Source organism: Aeromonas sp. QDB18, from assembly GCF_027705325.1.
Lineage (GTDB): Bacteria > Pseudomonadota > Gammaproteobacteria > Enterobacterales > Aeromonadaceae > Aeromonas > Aeromonas caviae.
Window position 1 is genome coordinate 41530 of record NZ_JAPDBQ010000005.1, and the last position, 23309, is coordinate 64838.

Consider the following 23309-nt stretch of genomic DNA (forward strand, 5'->3'; position numbering starts at 1 on the left):
TCCCAATTACATGTTGAAAGGCTAACCTTGAAGTAGGTCATCACCCTGAGGGCCTCCATCATGGATACCCAAGCCTTTCAACATCTACTGTCTCTCTTTCCACAGCTCACCATGCGCCAGCGTCGCCTCGCGCAACATGAACTCACTACCCCTCACCCAATCACCTCGCTGGCCGCTCAACTCCCCGCTTGTCGATGTTGCCCTCACTGTCAGGCCGAGGCTACGCAGTTGGCTCCCTGGGGTTGGAGTCGAGGGCTGCGTCGTTATCGCTGCAAGCAGTGTCTGCGCACCAGTTCCGTTCTCACCAAGACGCCTCTGGCTCGACTTCGCAAGGCACAATGCTGGGAAGACTACGCCCAGGCCCTCATCGACGGTCTGACCGTCCGACAGGCTGCCGTCCGCTGCGGAGTCTGTAAAAATACCGCCTTCTTGTGGCGTCACCGCTTCCTGAAAGCCATGGCGAGTCACCAGGCGGCACGGGAAGGGGGTATCGTCGAGGTTGATGAGACCTTCTTCTTGGAGTCGTTTAAAGGGCAACGTGGTTTGCCCCGCCCGGCCCGCCACCGTGGGGGCAAAGGCCGTACCCGAGGCACAGGGCCGGATTACATCCCGGTGATGGTGGTTCAGGACCGGGCTGGTCACCATGCGGATTTTCAGTTGGAGAAAATGAATGCCGAGACGGTGATAGCTGTTTTGACACCCCTTGTCTCGTCAGATGCGGTGTTGTGTAGCGACGGCGCCGGGGTGTATGCCAGTTTCAGCAAAGCGCAGGGAGTGACCCATCAGGTCGTGCGCAATCGCCAAGGCGAGCGTGTGGTTGGCGCGTACCATATCCTGCATGTAAACGGATATCACCGTCGGTTGAAAGAGTGGATGGAGCGGTTCCATGGGGTAGCGACCCACTATCTGAGAAATTATCTGGGTTGGCGAAGGATGTTGGAGCGCTACGGGCGGGAAGTGAATGTACCACGTTGCTTGCATGAGGCGCTGGGGCGCCCCATGCAACACGTAATTGGGACATAGCCTTTCAAAAGCCCTTTGGTTGCTCGCATCGGGCCTCCTTAGTCGTTGTTGAAAAAGTCTTCACCCACGTGATCGCCGGCACCGCCGATGGCGCGATAGGCCAGACGACCTGCCACCTGCTCACGGTGATCCACCAGGGTCACCGACGGCTGACCGTTCACTGCGTGGCGTTTGCCAAGGAAGATAGCCATGGGCACCCCCAGATTGGAGACACCGCTGGTGATCCAAAGGCGGTTGAAGTCATAGGAGCCACCGATGAACTCCAGCTGTGCCAGTCCATTGTCCAGACCCGCCAGATAAAAGTTCATGGCACTCTCGTCGGGGAAGAGGTGAACCAGCACATAGGCATAGCGCAACTCATTGACCAACTCCTTTAGACTAAAAGAACCTGTGTTGCTGCAAGAGAGCGGCAGCTCGCCATCGTAGTGGTGTACCTTGAGGTTGTTGGGGTCCTCGTCATAAGCAGGTTGATAACGCACAAACGCCGCGGTATCAGGCAATTCATAGCGAACTCTGACCACACGCAGGTCGGCAACCAGGGACTTGATATCCAGGTCGTCATGCATGATTTCACTCCTCAAATATCGGGTTGGAATGGGGCAATTGTCCGATAACCTAACACAATATTCATTAGAGCTAAAACCATTACATCAAAAACCATATTGACCTTGTTATGGATTAGGCGGAGAATTTCGCGCCTCTCCACAGCCCTGCGATGACCCAGACCCCATGGAAAAACATGATGAAGTGCTGATCGCCCTGCGCCAGATCATCCGTGCCATCGACATGCACTCCAAGCGCTTGATCAAGGAGGCCGGCCTGACCTCGCCCCAGCTCCTGCTGCTCAAGGGTATCGACGAGCTTGGCCAGATCTCCATGCGCCAGTTGGCGGATCACACCAACATGAGCCAGGCCACCGCCACCACCATCATGGACCGGCTGGAGAGCCGCCAGCTGGTGCAGCGCATTCGCAGCGAAACCGACAAACGCAAGGTGCATGCGACGCTCACTGACGCGGGACGCGCCCTGCTTGCCCAGGCTCCGACCCCCTTGCAGGAGAGTTTCATTCAACGCTTTCAGGCGCTGGAGAACTGGGAGCAGGGGTTGTTGCTCTCTTCCCTGCAACGCATCTCCGCCATGATGAATGCCGACGGTATCGATGCTGCCCCCGTGCTGAGTGTCAGCCCCCTGACCGAAGAGCGGGCCTGAAATCCTGAAGTCCGTTTACATGTTTTCAGTTAACTTCTGGCACTCAGAACCCGATGTACCGCATCGGGGATTCTGCATTGCGAGGCCTAATGCGATCATTCTAGGTTATAACTACCCACCACCTTATGCACCATCTTCCTCGTCTACACCAGGTCCTACGGGCTTTGCTACAGCAACTCTCCTTTCAGTATCCCGTTCACCCGCTCTGCCAGCGCATTCTGATAACAGTCATACCCATCAGTCATCGAGTACTGTACTCCGTACCGTTCATACAGCGTCTGATTCAAGCCTGAGCAATACTGCACCCTGCCGTCCGAGTGATAGATAAACTCCCCGCTGCCACGCCGTTGCTTCAGTGCTCTGCGCCATCACAACCAACTCAGCATGCATCCCTGCGTGCACGTGATGCCCCGCTATCTTACGCGAGAAGGCATCCGTCACCAGGCTCAGGTAGAGTGGCCCGCTCTTTGCCGGCAGGTAAGTGATGTCGGCAACCAAGACCTGCCCTGGCGCCACCGCAGTGATTTTCACCGGGCCGGGTTTGAGCAAGTTGGGATGGCGATAGAAACGCTGAAAACTGTGGAGCGTCTTGTGATAGGCCCGTTTGGGCTGCACCAACAGACGGTGCTCGGCCAATATCCTAAACAGTCTGTCCCACCAGACCGTCAGCCCAGCATCGTCTTGGCCCTGCAGCAGATAATGCTACTTGTGGATGCCCACCCGTAGTGAACTTTGCGCACAAAGCTCACTACCTGCTGCCCTTGTGCATGACGCAGGTCGGCGACCCGATTGCGATTGTAGTCAGCCTAACGGTTTATTCCGAGGAACCAGCAAGCACTGAAGATGGTCAGCTTTTCGACATACCGCTGCTAGAGAGCTTACCAGGTCGTTTTTTACGATTGAGGCGCCTTCAAAGAACTGAGCCTCCAGGCTCATCAGCGCCAGCTACTCGAGCTCCTTGATACGCTGTTCAGACATTTGGTTGTCGGGATCAGGCATGATGTGATCCTGCCAGCTCTAATCGATGCTCCCTGGCTCCAACCCTGCAGACCATGCTTATGCAACCATACCAGAATGGTCGAATTGCCCTGAATGCCATATTGGAATTGTGTCTACTGGTAGGTGAGTTCACCTTTTTCAATCTGCTCGACCAGGGACAATTTAAACCTCAGTGAGTAATCGCGCTGTGTGCGTTTCACACCTTGTCCCATCGAGATCTCCATCTATTCGGGGAAGAAGGTATAAGCCATATTCAGGACGGGGACAATGGGAAAAGAAAAAGCCCAGCATTGCTGCTGGGCTTTTTATTTGGCTCCTCCTGCTGGGCTCGAACCAGCGACCTGCGGATTAACAGTCCGTCGCTCTACCGACTGAGCTAAGGAGGAATTATTCGTGGTGCCCAGAGACGGAATCGAACCGCCGACACGGGGATTTTCAATCCCCTGCTCTACCGACTGAGCTATCTGGGCAAATGGTGCCGGCTACCGGAATCGAACTGGTGACCTACTGATTACAAGTCAGTTGCTCTACCTACTGAGCTAAGCCGGCACACTTCAAACCATTGTGCATGAACACGTTTTTATTTCATGGCACTAAAATATGGTGCCCAGAGACGGAATCGAACCGCCGACACGGGGATTTTCAATCCCCTGCTCTACCGACTGAGCTATCTGGGCGTGGGCGCTATTAAACGGATTTTAGGGCAGGTGGTCAACGGGAAATTTCACTTTTCGTCTCGTTCGTCTCTTTTTTGCGCAGCATCATCCATTTTCATCACTTCTGCTGGCGGGACCGCTCCCCGGCGCCCCCAGAGGCGGGACTCCTCCCCCTTGAGCAGGCGGGTAATGTTCTCGTGATGACGGATCAGGATGAGACAGGAGAGCAGGGAGACCGGCAACGTGTATTCCGGTTTGAGCAGATAGGTAAAGAGCGGAGTCAGCAACACGGTCACGATGGACGCCAGTGACGAATAGCCGCTCACCAGCAGCACCAGCAGCCAGGTGGTGATGACGGCGCCCCCCATGGCAAAGCCGATGGGCAGCATGGTACCGAGGGCGGTGGCGACGCCCTTGCCGCCACGGAAGTGGAAGAAGAGGGGGTACATGTGGCCCAGACAGGCGGCCACCCCGATAAAGCCGAGGTAGACGGGCTTGATCTGCAGATACCAGGCGAGGTAGACGGGGGCCATCCCCTTGAGCACGTCGAGAAGCAGTACGATCAGCGCCGCCATCCGGCCGCCGAGGCGCAACACATTGGTCGCCCCCGGGTTGTGGGAACCATGGTCACGGGGATCCGGCAGACCCGTGATGCGGGAAACCAGCACGGCACTGGACAGCGAGCCGCCCAGATAGGCCAGAATAATCATCAAAATCGTCAGGGCCGTCATCTTGGTCGTTTTTACCACGATATGAATGGGGTATGATGCGGGCCACATTCCCAGGCCCGGGCTTGCCCGAAAGCGTGTCGCCCAAACCGGCCGCCAGCGGCAATCTGCTTGCCGGGCCTGCATCCCTGCGCTGTTTTCACAGCCCATCAAGAGTAAAGAAGAAGTACTGTCATGGACAAGGTGTTTATTCGCGGACTCGAGGTTTTGACCACCATAGGGGTATATGAGTGGGAGAAGGGCATTCGCCAGAAGCTCTGTTTCGACCTCGAGATGGGGTTTGACAACCGCCCAGCCGCCGCAACCGACGATATCAATCTGGCGCTGGATTACGCCACCCTCTCTCGCAAGATCTGTGATCACGCCCAGGGCAAGATAGTGGAGCTGGTCGAGACCATGGCCGAGCAGGTCGCCGCCCTGGTGCTGGAAGACGAGCGGGTACAGTGGGTCAAGGTGACCCTGACCAAACCGGGTGCCGTGCCCAATGCGGCAGGCGTCGGGGTCGAGATCCTGCGCCATCGCACGCCGGCTGCGAGCGCCAACTGATGACCCGCATCTATATCAGTCTGGGATCCAACATCGAACGGGAACGCCATATCCGCGCCGGCCTCGATGCCCTGCACGCCGAATTCGGCGAGTTGCAGGTCTCCCGGGTATTCGAGAGCGAGGCAGTGGGCTTCAACGGCCGCCCCTTCTACAACCTGGTGGTGGGTGCCGATACCGAGCTGCCCCTGGCGACCCTGTGCCAGCGGCTACGCGCCATGGAGTTCGCTCACGGCCGCGAGCCGGATGCCAAGAAGTTCGCCCCGCGCACCCTGGATCTCGATCTGCTGCTCTACGGCGAGCTGGTCTGCGAGACGCCGCTGGTGCTGCCGCGCGGCGAGATCCTCACCAACGCCTTCGTGCTCTGGCCGCTGGCGGAGCTGGCTCCCACATTCCGCCACCCCATCGATGGTCGCACCATCGGTGAGCTGTGGGCAGGTTACGACAAAGCCTCCCAGCGCCTTGACCCCATTCCCTTCCACTGGAAAGCGGGCGAATTGCAGCATCACTGAACAACAAGGGCACCCTCGGGTGCCCTTGTTGATGACTCCGCTGATGATGGATAAGAAACGGTGATTGGGCCTGCGCCGGTGCAAGTGGCAGGATGACCGCCATCACAGGAGAACCCCATGCCACTCGATGCCATTCACGACTTCAACCGTCAGTTGCTCACCGACCTGCCCCACCAGCGCTTCGAGCACGAACCCATCCTCGATTACGCCACCGACGAGCGGGTCAAGGCTCGCCTCGGCTGGCAGGCCGAGTTCAGCAAGACCCTTTTCCTCAAATTCAAGGATGGTCGCTTCGCCCTGCTGCTGACCCACAGAGACGGCCGGCTCGACAGCAAGGCGGTCAAGGCGGCGCTCGGTGCCAAACCCTCCATCTGCACCGCTGACGAGATGCAGACCGAGATTGGCTGCCTGCCGGGAGCCGTCTGCCCCTTCCTGCCCCGCGCCGACATCCCCCTGCTGGTGGATCCCGTGCTCATGAATCACCATGCCTTTACCTGGACGCCGGGCCACCCCGAGCAGACTTTCCTGCTGGAGACCACCCACCTGGCCGGACTGCTGGCCCGATTACCCTGCGACGTGAGCTACCTGCCCGCCCCCTGAGCCTGGGACTCAGCGCTTTTCCCGCGCCAGCTGGGCGAAGATCAGCGCCGCCAGCATGGACATCAGGCCGATGCACAGATAGGTGAGGTGGAACCCCTCCAGCCAGCGGCCACTCTCCTCGGGCTGGCCGATGGAGAAGAGTCCCAGCAGGCTGGCGGCGATGGCCACCCCCAGGCTCATGGAGAGCTGCATCACCACCGACAGCAGACCGTTGCCGCTGCTGGCGTGCTCGCTGCTGAGATCCTGCAGGGTCAGGGTGTTCATGGCGGAAAATTGCAGGGAGTTGATGGCGCCAAAGACCGCCAGCCACACCAGCAGTACGCCGTGGGGCACCTGGTTGTCGATGAAATAGAAGCTCGCGATCATGGCCCCGAGCGCCAGGGTGTTGCCGATCAGGATGCGGCGATAACCGATGCGCGGAATGAGCTTGTTCACCAGCGTCTTGGTCAGCATGGCGCCGATCACCGTGGGGATCATGGTCATCCCCGCCTTGCTCGGGGAGAAGCCGAGCCCCAGTTGCAGGAAGAGCGGGGTGAGAAACGGCATGGCGCCGCTGCCGAGGCGGGCAAACAGATTGCCCCAGATACCGATGGCGAAGGTGGACGTCTTGAACAGCGCCAGACTGAACAGGGGCTGCTCCGCCGTGGCGGCATAGAGCCAGTAGCTCGCCATGGCGGCCAGACCGAACAATACCGCAAACAGGGCCCAGCCGGTTGAGATGCTGTGCTCCCCCAGGCCTTGCAGACCGACGGATACCAGCACCATGCCGACACTGAACAGCACAAACCCCTGCCAGTCAAACCTGGCGGTGTGCTGGCGAAGGTCGGGCATGAAGTGCCAGCTCGCCACGAAGCCGAGCAGGCCCACCGGCAGGTTGATGAGGAAGACCCAGTGCCAGCTCGCCACCTCCACCAGCCAGCCCCCCAGAGCCGGGCCGATGAGGGGGCCGAGCAGACCGGGGATGGTGACGAACGACATCACCCTCAGCAGCTCATGCTTGCTGTAGACCCGCAGCACCGCCAGACGCCCGATGGGCATCAGCAAGGCCCCCCCGACCCCTTGCAACACCCGGGCGATCACCAGCATGGGCAGGGTGTTGGCGATGGCACAGGCCAGGGAACCCAGGGTAAACAGCAGGATGGCGACCAGATAGACCCGGCGGGTGCCGAATCTGTCCGCCAGCCAGCCGGAGGCGGGAATGAGCAGGGCCACCGTCAGCATGTAGGCGATGATGACGGACTGCATCTGCAGCGGACTCTCGCCCAGGGCCTCGGCCATGCTGGGCAGGGCAGTGTTGAGGATGGTGCCATCCAGGGTCTGCATGAAAAAACCGACCGCTGTCAGCCAGGGCAGCCATTTGCGCTGGGCGGGCGTCACCATCGGGGAGCTGTCAGGCATGGTTCTGTCTCTCCTCATCACATAAGACCCGCACGAGCGCGGGTCATATCAGCATATCAGGCATCCGGCTGGCCGAGCATGGCCTTGAGGTGCTCTTCCAGGCTGGGTTCGGGGGCCTTGAGGGTTGAGAGGAACAACTGCTCTATGCCTACCCTGTCCTGGCTCTTCACGATGAACACCAGCCGGGACTGGGCCTTGCCTTCGGGCCACTCCCCCAGCGCCTGCAACGGATAGAGCTGGCCGTGCACGCCGTGGATCACCACGGGCTGGCTCTCCCCTTCCAGTTGCAATATCCCCTTGAGACGCAGCAGGGCATCACCGTATTGCGCCTGCACCGCATCGATGGCGGCCAGCAGGCGGGAGGGCTTGAGCGGCTCGCCGATGCGCAGGGAGAAACTTTCGATATTGCCGTGCTCGAAGCGGGTGGGCGCGGCCGTCCCCACCTTGGCGGCAAACGGCGTCATCTTCGGCTGCATGGGCGAAGCCAGCCCCTGTTTCGGGGATTCGGTACGCAGCCAGGCCAGCAACTGGCGCACGTCGCGCCCCGCTGCCTCGTTGTAGGCGCCGAGTTTCTCCAGCACCGCAGGTGAGAGCACCCCATTGCTGACCCGCTGGATGGGGGCTGCCGGATTGAGGGCCGCCAGTTGGGCTTCCACCCGAGCAAGGGTCTCTTCATCCACCAGATCGCCCTTGCTCACCACCAGCAGATCCGCCAGCGCCACCTGTTTGACCGCCTCATATTGAGCGGCCAGCTGCTGCTCGATATGACCGGCATCCACCACGGTGACGGTGCCGTCGAAGCGGTAGCGCTGGGCGATAAAGCCCTCTTCCCTCAACGTGAACAGCACGGGGGCCGGATCGGCCAGACCAGTGGTTTCGATGATCAGCCGTTTGAAGGGTTTGATTTTGCGCTGGATGGCCTTCATGAAAAGCCCCTGCAGCGCCTCCACCAGGGAGCCCTGCACCGAGCAGCAGATGCAGCCGGAATCGAGCAGCACCACCTGCTCGTCCACCTGCTGTACCAGATGGTGATCCAGCCCCACGGAGCCGAACTCGTTGATGAGCACGGCGCACTCCCCGAGCTCGGGCTGCTTGACCCAGTGGTTGAGCAAGGTGGTCTTGCCGCTGCCGAGAAAACCGGTCAGCAGGGTCACGGGGATGCGGGTGTCTTGCATGTCTGTCATCGGGTTGCCCCCCCTCTGATCGGCAGGAGGATGAGTAAGCGAGTGTCTTGCATATCGGTCATGTCAGATCCTTACCGGTTGGCGAACAGGTCGCCGAGCCAGCGGTTTTCGAAACGGCCATGGGGGTCAAGCTCCCGCTTCAGGGCCAGGAAGTCGTGCCAGCGCGGCAACAGGGCCGGGAAGTCGTAGAGGTCCATCGCCAGGTGCTTGCCGAAATGGGGAATACCGCCGAGCGGCACCAGCAGTTGCTGCAACTCGCGCATCTGCTCCATGGAGCCCCCGACGAAGGTCCCGTCTGCCGCCAGATAGACCAGAAAACCTATCCAGCACACCGACTTGTCATGGGCGGCACTGAGCCAGGCCACGGAGGGACCGGTGCAGCGCAGGATGAAGGGGTAGTGCAGCACGCCGGGGTTCGCCTCCTGCCATGCCTGCAGGACTGCAAGGGCCTCCCCCATGCGTTCGAGGGGCACGGCCACCTCGCAGTTGATCTGGGGCGCCGGGATCCCCTTGCAGAGGATCTGGTAGACGTTGCCCACCAGATCCGAGGCGTCCTTGAAGCGGCGCACCGTCTCGAAGTGCTCGCCTGCCCTGGCCTCGTCCTTGGTGTCTCTGGCCATCTTCTGCAGGGTCGCGTCTATGGTGGCATTGAGCGCCAGGTTCATGCGCTCGTCCATGTCTCCCTCCAGCACCAGCGGCTCGCTGCCCCCGGCCCGGTAGCGGGCCACCTCGTCATCGGAGGCGGGATCCACCAGCCAGATGTGGCTCTCGCCGGTCCAGGCGAACCACCAGCTCTTCACGAAGGCGTGTTCCCGGTTGAGGCGCTCGTTGTGTTCCAGCAGGAAGGGGTAGTCGGTGGTGAACTTGGTGCAGCGCATGATGCGGTTGGGCACAGTGTTGAGGGTCACATCCAGCAGGATGCCGAGCATCCCCATGCCCATCACGAAGGCGCCGAAGCGCGGATCGGTGCGATCCACACGGATGATGTCGCCGCTCGCCAGCATCACGGTCAGGGCAGCCACCGCATCGCACAGGGCGGACTGGTGCAATCCCTGCCCATGGGTGCCGGTGCTGAGCGCACCGCCCAGGGTCTGGATGCCGATGACGCCGGGGGATGCCGGCAGCATGCGATCCATGGCGATGAGGTCGGCATAGACGGTATCAAGCGGCGTCCCCGCCAGGTAGGTCACCGTATCGGCAGTCTTGTCGAGCTGGCCGCGCAGGTGGTGCAGGTCCACCAGCAGCGCCTGGCTGCCTTCCGCGTAGACGCTGTGGATGGGTTCGAAAGAGAGGCCGGAGCCGATGAGCCGCAGCTTGCGCTCGGGGTATTCCCGCAGCAATTGCTGCAGCTCGTCACGGGTCGTCGGGCGCCACACCTGATCAAGGGCGCCGAGGGGGTTGGTTCTGGACCAGTTGAACAGCACCTCCCGATTGCCAATCGCCTTGATGCTGTGAAATGCCTGGAACCTGACCGTCATACCGCGCCTCATCTGACTTCAAAATGAGCGCCAATTCTACCGAAAAGTGGCTGCCAAGGCATGAAAAACAAGACCCTACAGTCGGGGGTGGATAGGGGGAGCGCCCCTCCCCGCCTCAGCGCGTCTGCTGGGTCAATGCCAGCAACATGCCGAATCCCACCAGCAGCCCCCCGAACACCCGATCGATCCAGTGGCGTACCGCCAGCAGTCGGTCCCGCACCGCAGGGGTGGAGAAGAAGAGCGCCACCGCACCAAACCAGAGGGCGTGCGCCAGCGCGATGAAGGCGCCATAGCCGATCTGGACCGCCAGCGGCGTCTGCGGCTGCACCACCTGCATGAAGAGACTGACAATGAAGATGGTCGTCTTGGGATTGAGCACATTGGTCAGAAATCCGGTGCGCAGCGCCCCCAGGCTGGAGAGGGCAGGCTGACAGATGCTCTCTTCATCGGCAGCCGGTTTGGCCCGCAGCATCTTGATGCCGAGGAAGATGAGATAGGCGGCCCCTGCCAGCTTGATGAGGTTGAACAGCCAGAGGGATTGCTGGATCAGCAGGCCCACCCCCAGCAGGGTGTAGGCCACGTGCACGCAGACCCCGGCCGCGATGCCGATCGCCGTCAGCACGCCGGTGCGGCGCGAGAGCAGTAGGCTGTTGCGCGACACCATGGCAAAGTCGGGCCCGGGGCTGATGACGGCAAAGAGGGTAATGGCGACAACGGCTAACAGTTCGGTCATGAAAAGAGTCCTGATTAGAGAGGATATCGGCTATTTTATTTACCAACAACACCAATAACGAACGATGATTTCTGACATGAATGGTGAAAAAAACTCACAAAAAGCCCTCTCGCTTCCCTCCCTTACCGCCCTGCGCTGTTTCGAGGTGGCTGCCCGCACCGAGCATTTCGGCCGCGCCGCCGATGAACTGCATCTCACCCATGGCGCCATCAGCCGGGCGGTACGACTGCTCGAGGAGGATCTGGGGGTCATGCTGTTCGAGCGGCGCCAGCGCCGGGTCTTTCTGACCGACGCGGGTGAACGGTTCTATCAGGCGGTCAGGGAGGGGCTGGGCAGCATCCGCCAGACGGCGCAGGCCCTGCGCCAGCAGAGCCGTCCCCAGTCGCTGGTGCTCTCCTGCGAACCCACCCTCCTGATGCGCTGGCTGATCCCGCGCTGGCCCGCCTTCCAGGCTCTGCACCCGGAGCTGGACGTACACCTGATGGCGGGCGGCGGCGCCCTCAGCTTTGGCAGCGGCATCGATCTCGCCATCCGGCGCAACGACTTTCACTGGCCTGCCGAGCTCTACAGCCAGTTGCTTTTCGAAGAGCGGACCGGCCCTGTCTGCCCGCCGGGCAAGGTGGCGCACTTTTTTGAACCCAGGGGGGATGTGCAGGCCCTCAGGCCAACGGCCCCCCGTCTGCACACCAAGACCCGTCCGGGCGCCTGGCTGGAGTGGCAGCAGCACGCAGGTATGTCCGCCGACGAGGAGGTGCCGGGTCAGACCTTCGAGCACTTCTATTTCAGCCTGCAGGCGGCAGTCGCCGGGCTGGGAGTCGCCATCGGCCCTTACCGGCAGGTGTGCGACGATATCGAGGCCGGCCTGCTGGTGGCACCGCTCGGCTTCGTCCCCGACGGCACCGGCTATCACCTGCTCGCCCCCGCGCCACCCGAACCCGGCAGCCCCCACGACATCCTGGTGAACTGGCTGCACAGCCTGGTGGGCGCGGCCTAGCCCTGGGCGGTGCGCCCGGCGGCGACCTGTATCTCTCCCGCCGTCAGCTCCCGGCAGAACTGGCGTATCGGCATGGGGCGGGCAAACAGGTATCCCTGCAGATACTGGACCCCCTTGCCTCTCAGATAGGCGGCCTGCTGCTCCGTCTCCACCCCTTCGGCCACCAGGGACAACCCCAGCCGTCCCCCAAGGTCGATGACGTTGTCCACGATGTGCTCGGAGAGGGACTCCGTCCCGATACGGCCGATGAAGGAGCGGTCGATCTTGAGATAGTCCACGTGGAATTGCTGCAGATAGATGAGGCTGGAGTGGCCGGTGCCAAAGTCATCGATGGCGAGCTGCACCCCCATCTCGTCGAGCTGGCGAAACAGGGAGAGGGTCTGCGGGCTGGTCACCAGCAGCTCCCGCTCCGTGAGCTCCAGCACCAGCACCACCCGTCCCGGAACGAAATGGCCGAGGAAGTCGCGGCACTCCGCCACCAAGGAGAGGTCCCGGCAGTGGATGGCACTGATGTTGAAGCTGATGTGAAATGCCTCGGGCAACTGCTCCTGTACCGGGTGGAGTGTCTTGGCCACCGTCTTCATCAGGTTGACCGTCATGGGCACGATCAGGCCAGACTCTTCCGCCTGGGGGATGAAGAGATCGGGGCGGATCAGCCCCTCGGTGGCATGTTGCCAGCGCATCAGTACCTCGGCTCCCACCATCTTGCCGCCCTTGCTGGCGATCAGCGGTTGCAGATAGGGGACAAACTCCCTGGCTCGCAGCCCGCGTCTCAGCTCGTCCGTCAGGGCCCCCGGCCGCCCAAGCAGCCACCACACCAGCAGTGAGAGCACCAGCGAACTGGCTCCCAGCCAGATCAGCTGCAGATGGCGAGCCTCCCACAGGGCACGCCAGTAGATCGGCATGGCATAACCGGCGTGGATGGTGAAGGGGTAACGCTGGGAGGCGAGTATCAGGGCAAACTTGCTGTGCAGTTTCGGCGGATCGCTTTGGAAGTGGCCGGACTCATCGAGCCAGGCGGACCCCACCTGCAAGAACAGCTCGCTGGGATCGCTGCTCAGGGTAAGCATGAAACTGAGCTGACTGCTGTCAATGGCGCTCAGTGCCGCATCACGCCCCCGCTCCTGACGCACCACCAGCAAGGGGTGATTCTTGCGCACCAGGTTGCCGCTCATCAGCAGCAACTTGCGATCCGTGTAGCGGGAGCCGTCATCCACTTCCCTGGCAGGCCCGAACAGCGAGGTGCAGTTGATGATCCCCTGTCGCACCAGATTGATGGAGCGCAGGAACGGCTCCAGCGCCACTCGCTTGCGCAGCAGCAGCAGGTTGTCGCTGCAAGGTCGACCGGCCAGCGGCAATACCTCGAGGTTGGCCCGCTCGGCCTGATCCAGCATGCGCTCCAGCAAGGTTCTGGCCTTGCTGGCTGACGCACTGGCATCGTTCTTCAGCTCCTGCTCGTAGCTGTCATGCACCATCCACCCTCCCACCACCAGGGGCAGGGCTAACACCAGCAGGGCACAACCAAGGCGCCACTTCATGCGGGCCAGATCAATCCGGAACAGAAACATAGCAACCACGCCGCAATGCGCGGGCCCGCTTCGCAGGTACCGCGGTATAAAAATGCCCACCAGGAAACGGTGGGGCCATCATGGCCAGACAACGAAAGCGCAACGCGCGTACCAGGCAAATCGACGACGCCGTTGCTGGGCATGGCGGGTCATTATCGCGCAGCCCCCTGAAATGGAAAATGCCGCGTCGAGACGCGGCATTGTTATTTTCAGTGGTCAGACCGGCGAGTCTCAGACCGCTTGCTGCAGGATCACCGCATCGGCCTTCTTGGTGTAGGAGGCGATCTCGTTGAAGTTCAGGTAGCGATAGGTGTCGGCAGCAGTGGCGTCCAGGGTCTTGGCGTACTGCAGATACTCTTCCACGGTCGGGATCTTGCCGATGATGGCGGCAACCGCAGCCAGCTCGGCAGAGGCCAGATAGACGTTGGCACCCTTGCCCAGGCGGTTCGGGAAGTTGCGGGTGGAGGTGGAGACCACGGAGGCCCCTTCCGCTACCCGCGCCTGGTTGCCCATGCACAGGGAGCAGCCCGGAATCTCGATGCGGGCACCGACCCGACCAAAGATGCCGTAGTAGCCCTCTTCGGTCAGCTGATCCTTGTCCATCTTGGTGGGCGGCGCGATCCACATGCGGGTCGGCAGCTCGCCCTGATACTTCTCGAGCAGTTTGCCGGCGGCGCGGAAGTGGCCGATGTTGGTCATGCAGGAACCGATGAACACCTCGTCAATCTTGTCACCCGCCACGTCGCTCAGCAGACGGGCATCGTCCGGATCGTTCGGCGCGCACAGGATCGGCTCCTTGATGGTGGCCAGATCGATCTCGATGATTTCGGCGTACTCGGCGTCCTTGTCCGCTTCCATCAGTACCGGGTTGGCCAGCCACTCTTCCATCCCCTTGATGCGGCGGGTGATGGTGCGCACGTCGCCGTAGCCTTCGGAGAGCATCCACTTCAGCATCACGATGTTGGACTTCAGATACTCGATGATCGGCTCTTTATCCAGCTTGATGGTGCAACCAGCGGCAGAGCGCTCGGCGCTGGCGTCCGCCAGTTCGAACGCCTGCTCCACTTTCAGGGTCGGCAGACCTTCGATCTCGAGGATGCGGCCGGAGAAGATGTTCTTCTTGCCCGCTTTCTCGACGGTCAGCAGCCCTTTCTGGATGGCGGCGTAGGGGATGGCATGGACCAGGTCACGCAGGGTGATGCCCGGCTGCAGCTCGCCCTTGAAGCGCACCAGCACGGATTCCGGCATGTCCAGCGGCATCACGCCGGTGGCGGCGGCGAAGGCCACCAGACCAGAGCCAGCCGGGAAGGAGATACCGATGGGGAAACGGGTGTGGGAGTCACCACCGGTACCCACGGTATCCGGCAGCAGCATGCGGTTCAGCCAGGAGTGGATGACGCCGTCGCCCGGACGCAGAGAAACACCGCCGCGGTTCATGATGAAGTCCGGCAGGGTGTGGTGGGTCTGCACGTCGATGGGCTTGGGATAGGCCGCGGTGTGGCAGAAGGACTGCATGGTCAGATCGGCGGAGAAACCGAGGCAGGCCAGGTCTTTCAGCTCGTCGCGGGTCATGGGGCCCGTGGTGTCCTGGGAGCCGACCGTGGTCATCTTGGGTTCGCAGTAGGTGCCCGGGCGAATGCCCTTCACGCCACATGCCTTGCCCACCATCTTCTGGGCCAGGGTGAAACCTTTGCCGGTATCGGCCACCGGCTGCGGACGGCGGAACACGGTGGAGAACGGCAGACCCAGCGCCTCGCGGGCCTTGTCGGTCAGGCCACGGCCGATGATCAGCGGAATACGGCCACCGGCGCGCACTTCGTCGATCAGCACCTCGGTCTTCAGTTCGAACCGGGCCAGCACCTCGTCGGTACCGTGGCGGGTGATCTTGCCCTCATAGGGGAAGATGTCGATGACATCGCCCATCTCCAGTTTGGAGACATCCACTTCGATGGGCAGGGCACCGGCATCTTCCATGGTGTTGAAGAAGATGGGGGCAATCTTGCCACCGAGGCAGACGCCGCCAGCACGCTTGTTCGGCACGAACGGAATGTCGTCGCCCATGAACCAGAGCACGGAGTTGGTGGCGGATTTACGGGAAGAGCCGGTACCGACCACGTCACCCACGTAAGCCAGCGGGAAGCCCTGCTCTTTCAGGGAATCAATGGTCTTGATGGGGCCGATGACGCCATCCTTGTCCGGGGTGATGCCGGGACGGGCGTTCTTCAGCATCGCCAGGGCGTGCAGCGGAATGTCCGGGCGGGACCAGGCGTCCGGCGCCGGCGACAGATCATCGGTGTTGGTTTCGCCGGTCACCTTGAACACGGTGACGGTGATCTTCTCGGCCAGGGCCGGGCGGTTCAGGAACCACTCGGCGTCGGCCCAGGATTGCAGCACCTGCTTGGCGTGGGCATTGCCCGCCTTGGCCTTCTCTTCCACGTCGTGGAAGGAGTCGAACATCAGCAGGGTGTGGGAGAGACCCTTGGCGGCAAGAGGAGCCAGGGTCGCATCGTCCAGCAGGTCGATCAGCGGCTGGATGTTGTAACCACCCTGCATGGTACCGAGCAGCTCGACGGCTTCGGCGGCAGTCAGGATGGGGGAATGGGCCTCGCCCTTGGCGACGGCGGTGAGGAAGCCGGCTTTCACATAGGCCGCTTCATCAACACCCGGGGGAATGCGGGAGGACAACAGTTCTTTCAGAAAGTCCTGTTCGCCGGCGGGCGGATTCTTGATCAGCTCAACCAGGGCGGCAACCTGCTCTGCGTCCAGAGGTTTGGCGACCACGCCTTCGGCGGCACGTTCTGCGACGTGTTTACGGTATGTTTCAAGCACGACTAATTCCTCTTTGGTCTTTTTTTTGGGGTTCGCCCAAGCTCGCGGCGATCGTCCTTGCGGGACACCCGTAGGGTGCCCCCCACTATATAAGTTTTAACGACTAATTAAAATCCAAACCCTGTGCAGTTATTCATCAAACCAGCATAACCATATAAACCTATTAGGTTTTTTTAGAGTGACAAGCCGCCCACCCAAGGTGAGTTAACAAAAAGGCAGCATTTCGCCCTTATTGGAACGTAGTGCCCAATTGCAGATAGAACATGTCGTGCCCCCCCTCCGCCATGCCATAGCCGAGGAAGATGGGACCGAGGAAACTCTCCACCCCCATATAGAGGGAACCCGAGGTATAGGAGGATTCGATGCTGATGTCCTCTCCCTTGTCCCAGACCCCCCCTTGCTCGAGGGAGCCCCCGAGGAACAGGGGCGCCTTGAAGGCACCGAAGTCGTTGTCCGCCACCCGGTAGATGTAGCGCAATCCGCCGAACAGGCTGTATCGACCGCTCAACTGGTAATGCTGGAAGCCGGACATGCGGAACAGCCCCCCCAGATCCTGCACGAACAGCGGTACCGTCTCCTGGGAGCTTGAGCCGCCCCCTTCCAGCATCAGGTTGAGGCTGTGCCTGTCCCAGGACCAGGGCTTGATCATCACCAGCCGGTAATTCACCCCCTCGGCCTGCTCGGAGGGGCCGTCCGAGGGGTCGAGATCGACGTAGGAGTAGCCCCCCTTGATGTCCCAGTAGACCCCCTGATAGGGGAAGTAGCGGCTGTCGAGGGTGTCGTGCTCGAAGCGGATGTAGGGTCCCCAGGCAGAGGCATCGGCATCCGCGTTGGTGAGGTTCTGGATCTCCACGCTGCCGATCTTGCCCTCCAGCCCAAGGGAGAAGCGGCTCCAGGGCTGGCGATTCCAGCCGACGGCAAGATCCACGCTGGTGAAGCTGTACTCGGAGTCCAGATAGCTGACCCCGGACGACGACCTGCTCTCTTCCGGGAAGAAGACGCGTCGCTGGGTCTTGTCGTAGGCCAGGCTCGTCTCGCCGAAGTAGGTCTGGGAGGGCTCCAGCGGGGTGTAGAAGTCGGTCTTGAGGTGCTTGGCGGTCCCGAGGGACGCCTCGGTCAGCCACTCGCCTCCCCAGTCGTTGACGTTGGTCAGGGTGTAGGACATGCCAACGTTGTAGTTGGAGCTGCTCTCGAAGTCATCGGAGAAACCGAGCTGGAAGTTGAGATAACCCGGCCCCCAGTTCTTCTCGCTGGCGTCCACCACCAGCACGTTCTCTCCGTCCCGCTCCTCCACCTCGTAGGTGATGCGATCGAACGACTCCAGGGCGTAGAGGCGACGGATCCCCGCCTCCAGGCTCTCGTAGGTCTGCACCTTGTCCGGGCGCACGTTCAGCATGGCCCGCACCGTGTCGTCGGAGAGGCGCGACTTGTTGATGATCTCCACCTTGTCGATGTAGTAGGCGGGCTGGCCACTGCGCTCGGCACGCCGGCTCAGCTTGCCGTTGCGATAGTCGGCGTAGGCGGCGGGCGAGAGAGAGAGCGCATCGAGCCGGGCCGCTGCACTGTTGGCGACCGCCTCCCCGATCTTGATCCCCTCCGGCATCAGGGCGAAGTCGGCGATCCCCATGTTGCCGAACTCGGGGGTCAGCAGGATGTCCCTGGGGCCCAGCAGCGCCTTCTGCTTTTCGGTCCCCACCTGGGTCATGTAGGTGGTGAGCTGATCGATCATGGCCAATCCCGACTTGAGGGACTCCCGGGTACGCAGCTTGGCGCCGATGTCCACCGCGATCACCACGTCGGCCCCCATGGCCTTGGCCACGTCCACCGGCATGTTGTTGACCGTGCCACCATCGGCCAGGATGCGGCCGTCCCAGTCCACCGGCTTGAGGGCACCGGGAATGGACATGGAGGCCTGCATCGCCTTGGCGAGGCTGCCGTGATCCAGCACGAAGGGGGTCACCGTCTCCATGTCGGTCGCCACCGCGCGATAGGGGATAGGCAGGTTGTCGAAGCTCTTTTGCGCCGGCAGGTTGGAGGTGGCGTGGCGCAGCAGGCTGGCCATGGACTGTCCCTGGAAGAAACCGTCCGGCAACTGGGTCTGGTCACCGTTGACCCCGATGTCGGTGCGCAGCTGGTATTTCTCGGTCTGCTGCTTCTTGCGCAGGGAGAGCTCGTCGCGTCCCACCTTGTCCTGATAGCCCTTGTTCCAGTCGATGGCCAGCGTCGTGCGCTCCACCTCCTCGGCGCTAAGCCCCATGGCATACATGCCCGCCACATAGGAGCCCATGCTGGTCCCGACGATGATGTCCACCGGGATGTGCTTTGCCTCCAGCACCTTGAGCACCCCGATATGGGCCGACCCCTTGGCCCCGCCGCCGCTCAGTACCAGGGCGATCTTCGGACGATCCATCTTGGTTGCCCCCGGGTTTTTGGCAGAAGGCGCGGGATCATTGGCTCCGGCCGCCGCCATGAACGGCAGGGTCGCCAGCAGGAGCACGAGCAGATGGGTCCATCCCCGATGAAAGATGCGCATATGAAAGTCCATAAATCCGGTGCGAGTCGAGCGGGCAGGCCGCCAGTCAGGTGCAGCCTACTATAAGTGCAAGCACTTTAACCGCAAGCCGGGGTGCTGGCGAGGGGTCGCCCCGCTTGCGACGATGTCTCGGCAAAATCGGGCGCCAATCCAGTCCAATCCGGGTGTGAGCGCAAACGTTAATCGACAATAAACGCCCCCGCCGCCTCAAGAGCGCGCCAAATCAGCCGCTATTATGAGTTCAACCCTGGTTCACACTTCCGAGTCACCCTTATGTTCGCAAGCCTGACACTGAAACAGAAAATTCTGGCCACCGTCATCCTCGCCGTGGCCCTCTCCTGCCTGCTGGTGGGCTATTTCAGCCAGCGTTCTGCCCAGCAGCTGATCGAGAACCGCATGTTCGAGCAGGAGCTGCCCAACCTGACCCAGCGCATCGGCAAGGAGATCGAGAAGGATCTCACTTCGGTCGCCAATGCCGCCAGACAGCTTGCCAACGACCGCTTCGTGCTGGACTGGGTCGAGCGCGGCATGCCCAAGGAGCAGGAGTCCATCCTTATCAACCAGCTCAAGGACATGACGAGCCAGTATGGCCTGGTCACCGCCTCCTTCGCCGATCGTCAGAGTGCCGCCTACTACAACCAGGACGGTTTTCTGCGCATCCTGAACCACGAGCAGGACAACTGGTTCTATGACTACACCAAGAGCCGCCAGGATCTGATGCTCAGCATCTTTCGGGAGAGCAATGGCGAGGTAAAACTGTTCGTCAACTTCCAGCAGCTCGACGGACGCGGCCTCGCCGGCCTAGCCAAATCCCTCGACAGCATGGTCAGCATGCTCGCCAACTTCCGCATCGGCGACAGCGGCTTCGTCTTCATGACAGACGGCAGCGGCAAGGTGAAGCTGCACCCCGACGCCGCCCGCATCGATCGGGACAACCTGACCCAGCTGGCCAGCGGCAGCAGCACCAACCTGCTCAACAAGCAGCCCTTTGCCGCCACCCGTGCCGAGGTCGACGGCCAGCCCGTGATCCTGGCCAGCAGCTACATCCCCCTGCTCGACTGGTATCTGGTGGCCCAGGTGCCGGAGGCCGAGATTTATGCCGAACTGGACAGAGCGCGCCTGCACATGGTGCTGGTCAGCCTGGCCATCGCCGTCGGCATGGGGCTGCTCGGCGTTCTCCTGGCGGGCTCCGTGAGCCGCCCCCTCAACGAACTGGCCCGCCTGTTCCGCGAACTCGGCAGCGGTGATGGCGACCTCACCCATCGCCTCAAGGTCGATGGCCGTGACGAACTGGCCCAGGTGGCGACCGGCTTCAACAACTTTGTCGCCAAGATCCACGGCTCCATCGAACAGGTGGCGAGCAACTCCCGCCAGCTCGCCGCCACCGCCAACGAGGTGGCCGCCAAGGCCCAGCTCACCCAGCACAACTGCACCGCCCAGCGGGATCGCACCGTCCAGGTCGCTACCGCCATCCACGAGATGGGAGCCACCGTCAGCGAGATCGCCGGCAATGCATCCCTGGCAGCCGACGTCGCCAAGCAGGCCAACGAGCAGGCCGATGCGGGGGCCCAGGTAGTCGCCCAGGCCCGTCACGGCATCGTCGGCCTATCCGGTGAGATCGAGCAGGTGGCCGGGGTCATCGAGTCCCTGGCGAGCCAGACCGATTCCATCGGCAGCATCCTCGACACCATCCGCAGCATCTCGGAGCAGACCAACCTGCTGGCCCTCAACGCCGCCATCGAGGCTGCCCGCGCCGGCGAGCAGGGCCGTGGCTTCGCCGTGGTGGCCGACGAGGTGCGCAACCTCGCCAGCCGCTCCGCCGCCTCCACCGCCGAGATCCAGGGCATGATCAACAGCCTCCAGGAGCAGAGCGCCCGCGCCGTCAGCGCCATGGCCCAGGGGCGTAACCAGAGCCTGCGGGTGGTGACCCAGGCCGACGAGGCCAACGGCGCCCTCGACCAGATCACCGGGCACATCACCCAGATCAGCGACATGAACATCCAGGTCGCCACCGCCACCGAAGAGCAGTCCAGCGTGGTCGGGGAGATCAACCGCAACGTGGAGGACATCAACCAGCTCACCATGGAGACCGCCGACATCGCCCACCAGTTGACCGAGTCCAGCCGCAGCCTGCAACAGCTCTCCGGCGAGCTCGACAAGCTGGTCGGCAACTTCCGGTTATAAGATGAAAGGGCGCTGCGGCGCCCTTTTTTCACCGGGTCGACAGGGAATACCGACCCCCATGACGGCGAACCGTCATGACGAGCCGCTACAGTAGCGACACAGCAACACACCAAGGAGTCAACATGCTGGCAGGCAACCTCACCATCAAAACCCAACTGATCCTGGCCGTCACCGTGCCCTGTCTCGCCCTGCTGCTGGTTGGCGCCGCCAGTCTGCGCAGCATGGACAACATCAGGCAGCAGGCCGAAGAGCTGTTCCAGAATACCGCCACCCCCATGCGGGCCATGGCGGAAGTGGCCTCCCGCATCCCGCGCATGCGCGTCGGCATCGACATGATGCTGCTGCAGGACACCTCCCTGCGCGACGAAAAGGGGGTGCTGACCCGGGTCAAGGAGACACGCGAGGAAGACATTCCCGAGATGCGCCAGGCCATGGAGCAGGCCGTCAAGGCCCAGGTCGATCCGGACGCCCGGGCCAAGGCCCAGACCCTGCTCGATCAATTCACCCGGGTGGAGCGGGATGAGCTGACCCCCATGTTGCAGGCGCTCTCTGACAACAAGATGGACGAGGCACGCGCCATCTACCGGGATCGCTACAGCCAGAGCTACGGGGTCATGCGCAAGGGCGCCAATGAGCTGCTCGACGGGTTGATAGGTCAGGCCCAGCATCGCAACGACCTGAGCGAAAACAGCTATGACAGCGGTCGTACCCAGATGATCGCCATCATCGTCATCGCCATCGCCATCTCGCTGCTCGTCTCGACCCTCATCCTCATCGGGCTGCGCCGCCGGGTCTCCTTCCTGCAATCCCATATTGGCGAAGTGGCCCGCCACCTCGCCCTCGACAGCCGCGCCAGTCTCACCGGCAAGGACGAGCTGGCCGAGATTGCCCACAGCTTCAACCAGTTCGTGACCCGGATCCACGGTGCCATCGTGCAGGTGGCGAGCAACTCCCGCCAGGTGGCCGCCACCGCCAGCGAGGTGGCCGCCAAGGCCCAGCTCACCCAGCACAACTGCACCGCCCAGCGGGATCGCACCGTCCAGGTCGCTACCGCCATCCACGAGATGGGGGCCACCGTCACCGAGATCGCCGGCAATGCGTCTCTCGCCGCCGACGTCGCCAAGCAGGCCAACGAGCAGGCCGATGCGGGGGCCCAGGTCGTCGCCCAGGCCCGTCACGGCATCGTCGGCCTCTCCGGTGAAATCGAACAGGTCGCCGGGGTCATCGAGTCCCTGGCGAGCCAGACCGACTCCATCGGCAGCATCCTCGACACCATCCGCAGCATCTCGGAGCAGACCAACCTGCTGGCCCTCAACGCCGCCATCGAGGCCGCCCGCGCCGGCGAGCAGGGCCGTGGCTTCGCCGTGGTGGCCGACGAGGTACGCAACCTCGCCAGCCGCTCCGCCGCCTCCACCGCCGAGATCCAGGGCATGATCAACAGCCTCCAGGAGCAGAGCGCCCGCGCCGTCAGCGCCATGGCCCAGGGCCGCAACCAGAGCCTGCGGGTGGTGACCCAGGCCGACGAGGCCAACGGCGCCCTCGACCAGATCACCGGGCACATCACCCAGATCAGCGACATGAACATCCAGGTCGCCACCGCCACCGAAGAGCAGTCGAGCGTGGTGGGCGAACTCAACCGCAACGTGGAAGACATCAACCAGCTCACCATGGAGACCGCCGATATCGCCCATCACCTGACCGAGTCGAGCCGCAACCTGCAGCACCTCTCCGGCGAGCTCGACAAGCTGGTCGGCAACTTCCGGCTGTAACTTTTGACTCCCATTTCATCACCCGACAGAGGGCGCAGCGGCGCCCTCTGTCGCCACCACGGCAAGCCGTGACGCAGGCGCTTTTGCGCCACCTCCACCGGCTTCTGAAAATGCCCCATAATCAGGAAAATGAGAGGAGGAGTTATGGGCAAGCTGGTCGTGATGATAGTGCTGGGGGGGCTGCTCAGCGCCTGCAGCAGCGGGCCCGTGCGGGTGCACGGTGCCGACGTGAGCGTGGACGATACCCGGATCCGGGTCAGCGACGGGGATCGCGGAGGCTACGGTACCTTCTGCCCACCGGGACAGGCCAAGAAGGGGCGCTGCTGACCGCTGGGTGCCGAAAGACAGACAACAAAAAGCCGCTCCATG

General features: G+C 62.2%; 19 protein-coding genes, 4 tRNA genes and 1 pseudogene. 9 read left to right on the forward strand and 15 right to left on the reverse strand.

Translation table 11 applies throughout. The annotated features are described in order from the left end of the window. Positions 1–60: 60 nt before the first annotated feature. Complete coding sequence (locus tag OKC30_RS01915) at positions 61–1023, forward strand: IS1595 family transposase (RefSeq protein WP_160837315.1); 963 nt, start codon at positions 61–63, stop codon at positions 1021–1023. Between the two features lie 38 nt (positions 1024–1061). Here OKC30_RS01915 and OKC30_RS01920 read toward each other — a convergent pair whose 3' ends face one another. Continuing rightward, complete coding sequence (locus tag OKC30_RS01920) at positions 1062–1589, reverse strand: hypothetical protein (RefSeq protein ID WP_010672814.1); 528 nt, start codon at positions 1587–1589, stop codon at positions 1062–1064. Positions 1590–1752: 163 nt separating this feature from the next. On the opposite strand from OKC30_RS01920, the gene OKC30_RS01925 reads away from it, so the two are divergent. Continuing rightward, a complete protein-coding gene (locus OKC30_RS01925) occupies positions 1753–2232 on the forward strand; it encodes a MarR family winged helix-turn-helix transcriptional regulator (RefSeq protein WP_010672813.1) in 480 nt (159 codons plus the stop codon). A gap of 267 nt (positions 2233–2499) precedes the next feature. Here the strand turns inward: OKC30_RS01925 and OKC30_RS01930 are convergent, their stop codons facing one another. The 7 genes and pseudogenes from OKC30_RS01930 to plsY all read right to left on the reverse strand — a co-directional run bounded on the left by OKC30_RS01930 (position 2500) and on the right by plsY (position 4618). Next, the gene (locus OKC30_RS01930; protein WP_233462639.1) at positions 2500–2868 is read right to left on the reverse strand and encodes a hypothetical protein; all 369 of its coding nucleotides are present in this window, start codon (positions 2866–2868) and stop codon (positions 2500–2502) included. Between the two features lie 395 nt (positions 2869–3263). Then, positions 3264–3443: pseudogene (locus tag OKC30_RS01935) on the reverse strand (IS3 family transposase); the annotation flags it as partial. A 98-nt stretch (positions 3444–3541) separates the two neighbouring features. Then, a tRNA-Asn gene (locus tag OKC30_RS01940) sits at positions 3542–3617 on the reverse strand. Positions 3618–3625: 8 nt separating this feature from the next. After that, positions 3626–3701 (reverse strand) — tRNA-Phe (locus tag OKC30_RS01945). 3 nt (positions 3702–3704) lie between these two features. Next, a tRNA-Thr gene (locus OKC30_RS01950) sits at positions 3705–3780 on the reverse strand. 52 nt (positions 3781–3832) lie between these two features. After that, positions 3833–3908 (reverse strand) — tRNA-Phe (locus tag OKC30_RS01955). 47 nt (positions 3909–3955) lie between these two features. Then, the gene (gene plsY / locus OKC30_RS01960; protein ID WP_029314836.1) at positions 3956–4618 is read right to left on the reverse strand and encodes a glycerol-3-phosphate 1-O-acyltransferase PlsY; all 663 of its coding nucleotides are present in this window, start codon (positions 4616–4618) and stop codon (positions 3956–3958) included. A gap of 171 nt (positions 4619–4789) precedes the next feature. Between plsY and folB the strand changes: the two genes are divergently transcribed. The 3 genes from folB (at position 4790) to OKC30_RS01975 (ending at position 6270) form a co-directional block, all read left to right on the forward strand. Further along, positions 4790–5161: a dihydroneopterin aldolase gene (gene folB / locus OKC30_RS01965; RefSeq protein WP_010675798.1), complete on the forward strand. Its 372-nt coding sequence runs from the start codon at positions 4790–4792 to the stop codon at positions 5159–5161. Beyond that, a complete protein-coding gene (gene folK, locus OKC30_RS01970; RefSeq protein ID WP_041211771.1) occupies positions 5161–5670 on the forward strand; it encodes a 2-amino-4-hydroxy-6-hydroxymethyldihydropteridine diphosphokinase in 510 nt (169 codons plus the stop codon). Before folB ends, folK begins: the two co-directional genes overlap by 1 nt. 117 nt (positions 5671–5787) lie before the next feature. Next, a complete protein-coding gene (locus OKC30_RS01975) occupies positions 5788–6270 on the forward strand; it encodes a YbaK/EbsC family protein (protein ID WP_042864868.1) in 483 nt (160 codons plus the stop codon). A gap of 9 nt (positions 6271–6279) precedes the next feature. On the opposite strand, the gene mdtD is transcribed toward OKC30_RS01975, so the two are convergent. The 4 genes from mdtD to OKC30_RS01995 all read right to left on the reverse strand — a co-directional run bounded on the left by mdtD (position 6280) and on the right by OKC30_RS01995 (position 11063). Then, the gene (mdtD, locus tag OKC30_RS01980; protein WP_010675801.1) at positions 6280–7668 is read right to left on the reverse strand and encodes a multidrug transporter subunit MdtD; all 1389 of its coding nucleotides are present in this window, start codon (positions 7666–7668) and stop codon (positions 6280–6282) included. Between the two features lie 56 nt (positions 7669–7724). Further along, on the reverse strand, positions 7725–8852 hold the full coding sequence (locus OKC30_RS01985) for a CobW family GTP-binding protein (protein ID WP_029314837.1): 1128 nt from the start codon (positions 8850–8852) through the stop codon (positions 7725–7727). 71 nt (positions 8853–8923) lie between these two features. After that, positions 8924–10330, reverse strand: a complete 1407-nt coding sequence (locus OKC30_RS01990) for a D-arabinono-1,4-lactone oxidase (protein ID WP_151027291.1) — start codon at positions 10328–10330, stop codon at positions 8924–8926. 115 nt (positions 10331–10445) lie between these two features. Further along, positions 10446–11063 (reverse strand): LysE family transporter, encoded by a 618-nt coding sequence (locus OKC30_RS01995; protein WP_010675804.1) that lies wholly within the window; start codon positions 11061–11063, stop codon positions 10446–10448. 76 nt (positions 11064–11139) lie between these two features. Between OKC30_RS01995 and OKC30_RS02000 the strand changes: the two genes are divergently transcribed. Then, on the forward strand, positions 11140–12057 hold the full coding sequence (locus OKC30_RS02000; protein ID WP_160837317.1) for a LysR family transcriptional regulator: 918 nt from the start codon (positions 11140–11142) through the stop codon (positions 12055–12057). Here the strand turns inward: OKC30_RS02000 and OKC30_RS02005 are convergent. The 3 genes from OKC30_RS02005 to OKC30_RS02015 form a co-directional block, all read right to left on the reverse strand. Beyond that, positions 12054–13625 (reverse strand): EAL domain-containing protein, encoded by a 1572-nt coding sequence (locus tag OKC30_RS02005; protein ID WP_041213989.1) that lies wholly within the window; start codon positions 13623–13625, stop codon positions 12054–12056. The two genes, OKC30_RS02000 and OKC30_RS02005, sit on opposite strands and share 4 nt — an antisense overlap. A 231-nt stretch (positions 13626–13856) precedes the next feature. Continuing rightward, complete coding sequence (gene acnB, locus OKC30_RS02010) at positions 13857–16454, reverse strand: bifunctional aconitate hydratase 2/2-methylisocitrate dehydratase (protein ID WP_049636528.1); 2598 nt, start codon at positions 16452–16454, stop codon at positions 13857–13859. 229 nt (positions 16455–16683) lie between these two features. After that, on the reverse strand, positions 16684–18987 hold the full coding sequence (locus tag OKC30_RS02015) for a patatin-like phospholipase family protein (protein ID WP_160837319.1): 2304 nt from the start codon (positions 18985–18987) through the stop codon (positions 16684–16686). Positions 18988–19260: 273 nt separating this feature from the next. Here OKC30_RS02015 and OKC30_RS02020 point away from each other — a divergent pair, with 273 nt between their 5' ends. The 3 genes from OKC30_RS02020 (at position 19261) to OKC30_RS02030 (ending at position 23267) form a co-directional block, all read left to right on the forward strand. After that, a complete protein-coding gene (locus tag OKC30_RS02020; protein ID WP_048208552.1) occupies positions 19261–21171 on the forward strand; it encodes a methyl-accepting chemotaxis protein in 1911 nt (636 codons plus the stop codon). A 122-nt stretch (positions 21172–21293) separates the two neighbouring features. After that, complete coding sequence (locus OKC30_RS02025; RefSeq protein WP_143238133.1) at positions 21294–22940, forward strand: methyl-accepting chemotaxis protein; 1647 nt, start codon at positions 21294–21296, stop codon at positions 22938–22940. Positions 22941–23084: 144 nt separating this feature from the next. Then, positions 23085–23267 (forward strand): hypothetical protein, encoded by a 183-nt coding sequence (locus OKC30_RS02030; protein WP_017779057.1) that lies wholly within the window; start codon positions 23085–23087, stop codon positions 23265–23267. Positions 23268–23309 lie beyond the last annotated feature (42 nt).

Coding starts and splice junctions, on each gene's coding strand:
- OKC30_RS01915 (WP_160837315.1), top strand. CDS start 61: ATGGATACCCAAGCCTTTCAACATCTACTGTCTCTCTTTCCACAGCTC.
- OKC30_RS01920 (WP_010672814.1), bottom strand. CDS start 1,589: ATGCATGACGACCTGGATATCAAGTCCCTGGTTGCCGACCTGCGTGTG.
- OKC30_RS01925 (WP_010672813.1), top strand. CDS start 1,753: ATGGAAAAACATGATGAAGTGCTGATCGCCCTGCGCCAGATCATCCGT.
- plsY (WP_029314836.1), bottom strand. CDS start 4,618: ATGACGGCCCTGACGATTTTGATGATTATTCTGGCCTATCTGGGCGGC.
- folB (WP_010675798.1), top strand. CDS start 4,790: ATGGACAAGGTGTTTATTCGCGGACTCGAGGTTTTGACCACCATAGGG.
- folK (WP_041211771.1), top strand. CDS start 5,161: ATGACCCGCATCTATATCAGTCTGGGATCCAACATCGAACGGGAACGC.
- OKC30_RS01975 (WP_042864868.1), top strand. CDS start 5,788: ATGCCACTCGATGCCATTCACGACTTCAACCGTCAGTTGCTCACCGAC.
- mdtD (WP_010675801.1), bottom strand. CDS start 7,668: ATGCCTGACAGCTCCCCGATGGTGACGCCCGCCCAGCGCAAATGGCTG.
- OKC30_RS01985 (WP_029314837.1), bottom strand. CDS start 8,852: ATGACAGACATGCAAGACACCCGCATCCCCGTGACCCTGCTGACCGGT.
- OKC30_RS01990 (WP_151027291.1), bottom strand. CDS start 10,330: ATGACGGTCAGGTTCCAGGCATTTCACAGCATCAAGGCGATTGGCAAT.
- OKC30_RS01995 (WP_010675804.1), bottom strand. CDS start 11,063: ATGACCGAACTGTTAGCCGTTGTCGCCATTACCCTCTTTGCCGTCATC.
- OKC30_RS02000 (WP_160837317.1), top strand. CDS start 11,140: ATGAATGGTGAAAAAAACTCACAAAAAGCCCTCTCGCTTCCCTCCCTT.
- OKC30_RS02005 (WP_041213989.1), bottom strand. CDS start 13,625: ATGTTTCTGTTCCGGATTGATCTGGCCCGCATGAAGTGGCGCCTTGGT.
- OKC30_RS02015 (WP_160837319.1), bottom strand. CDS start 18,987: ATGCGCATCTTTCATCGGGGATGGACCCATCTGCTCGTGCTCCTGCTG.
- OKC30_RS02020 (WP_048208552.1), top strand. CDS start 19,261: ATGTTCGCAAGCCTGACACTGAAACAGAAAATTCTGGCCACCGTCATC.
- OKC30_RS02025 (WP_143238133.1), top strand. CDS start 21,294: ATGCTGGCAGGCAACCTCACCATCAAAACCCAACTGATCCTGGCCGTC.
- OKC30_RS02030 (WP_017779057.1), top strand. CDS start 23,085: ATGGGCAAGCTGGTCGTGATGATAGTGCTGGGGGGGCTGCTCAGCGCC.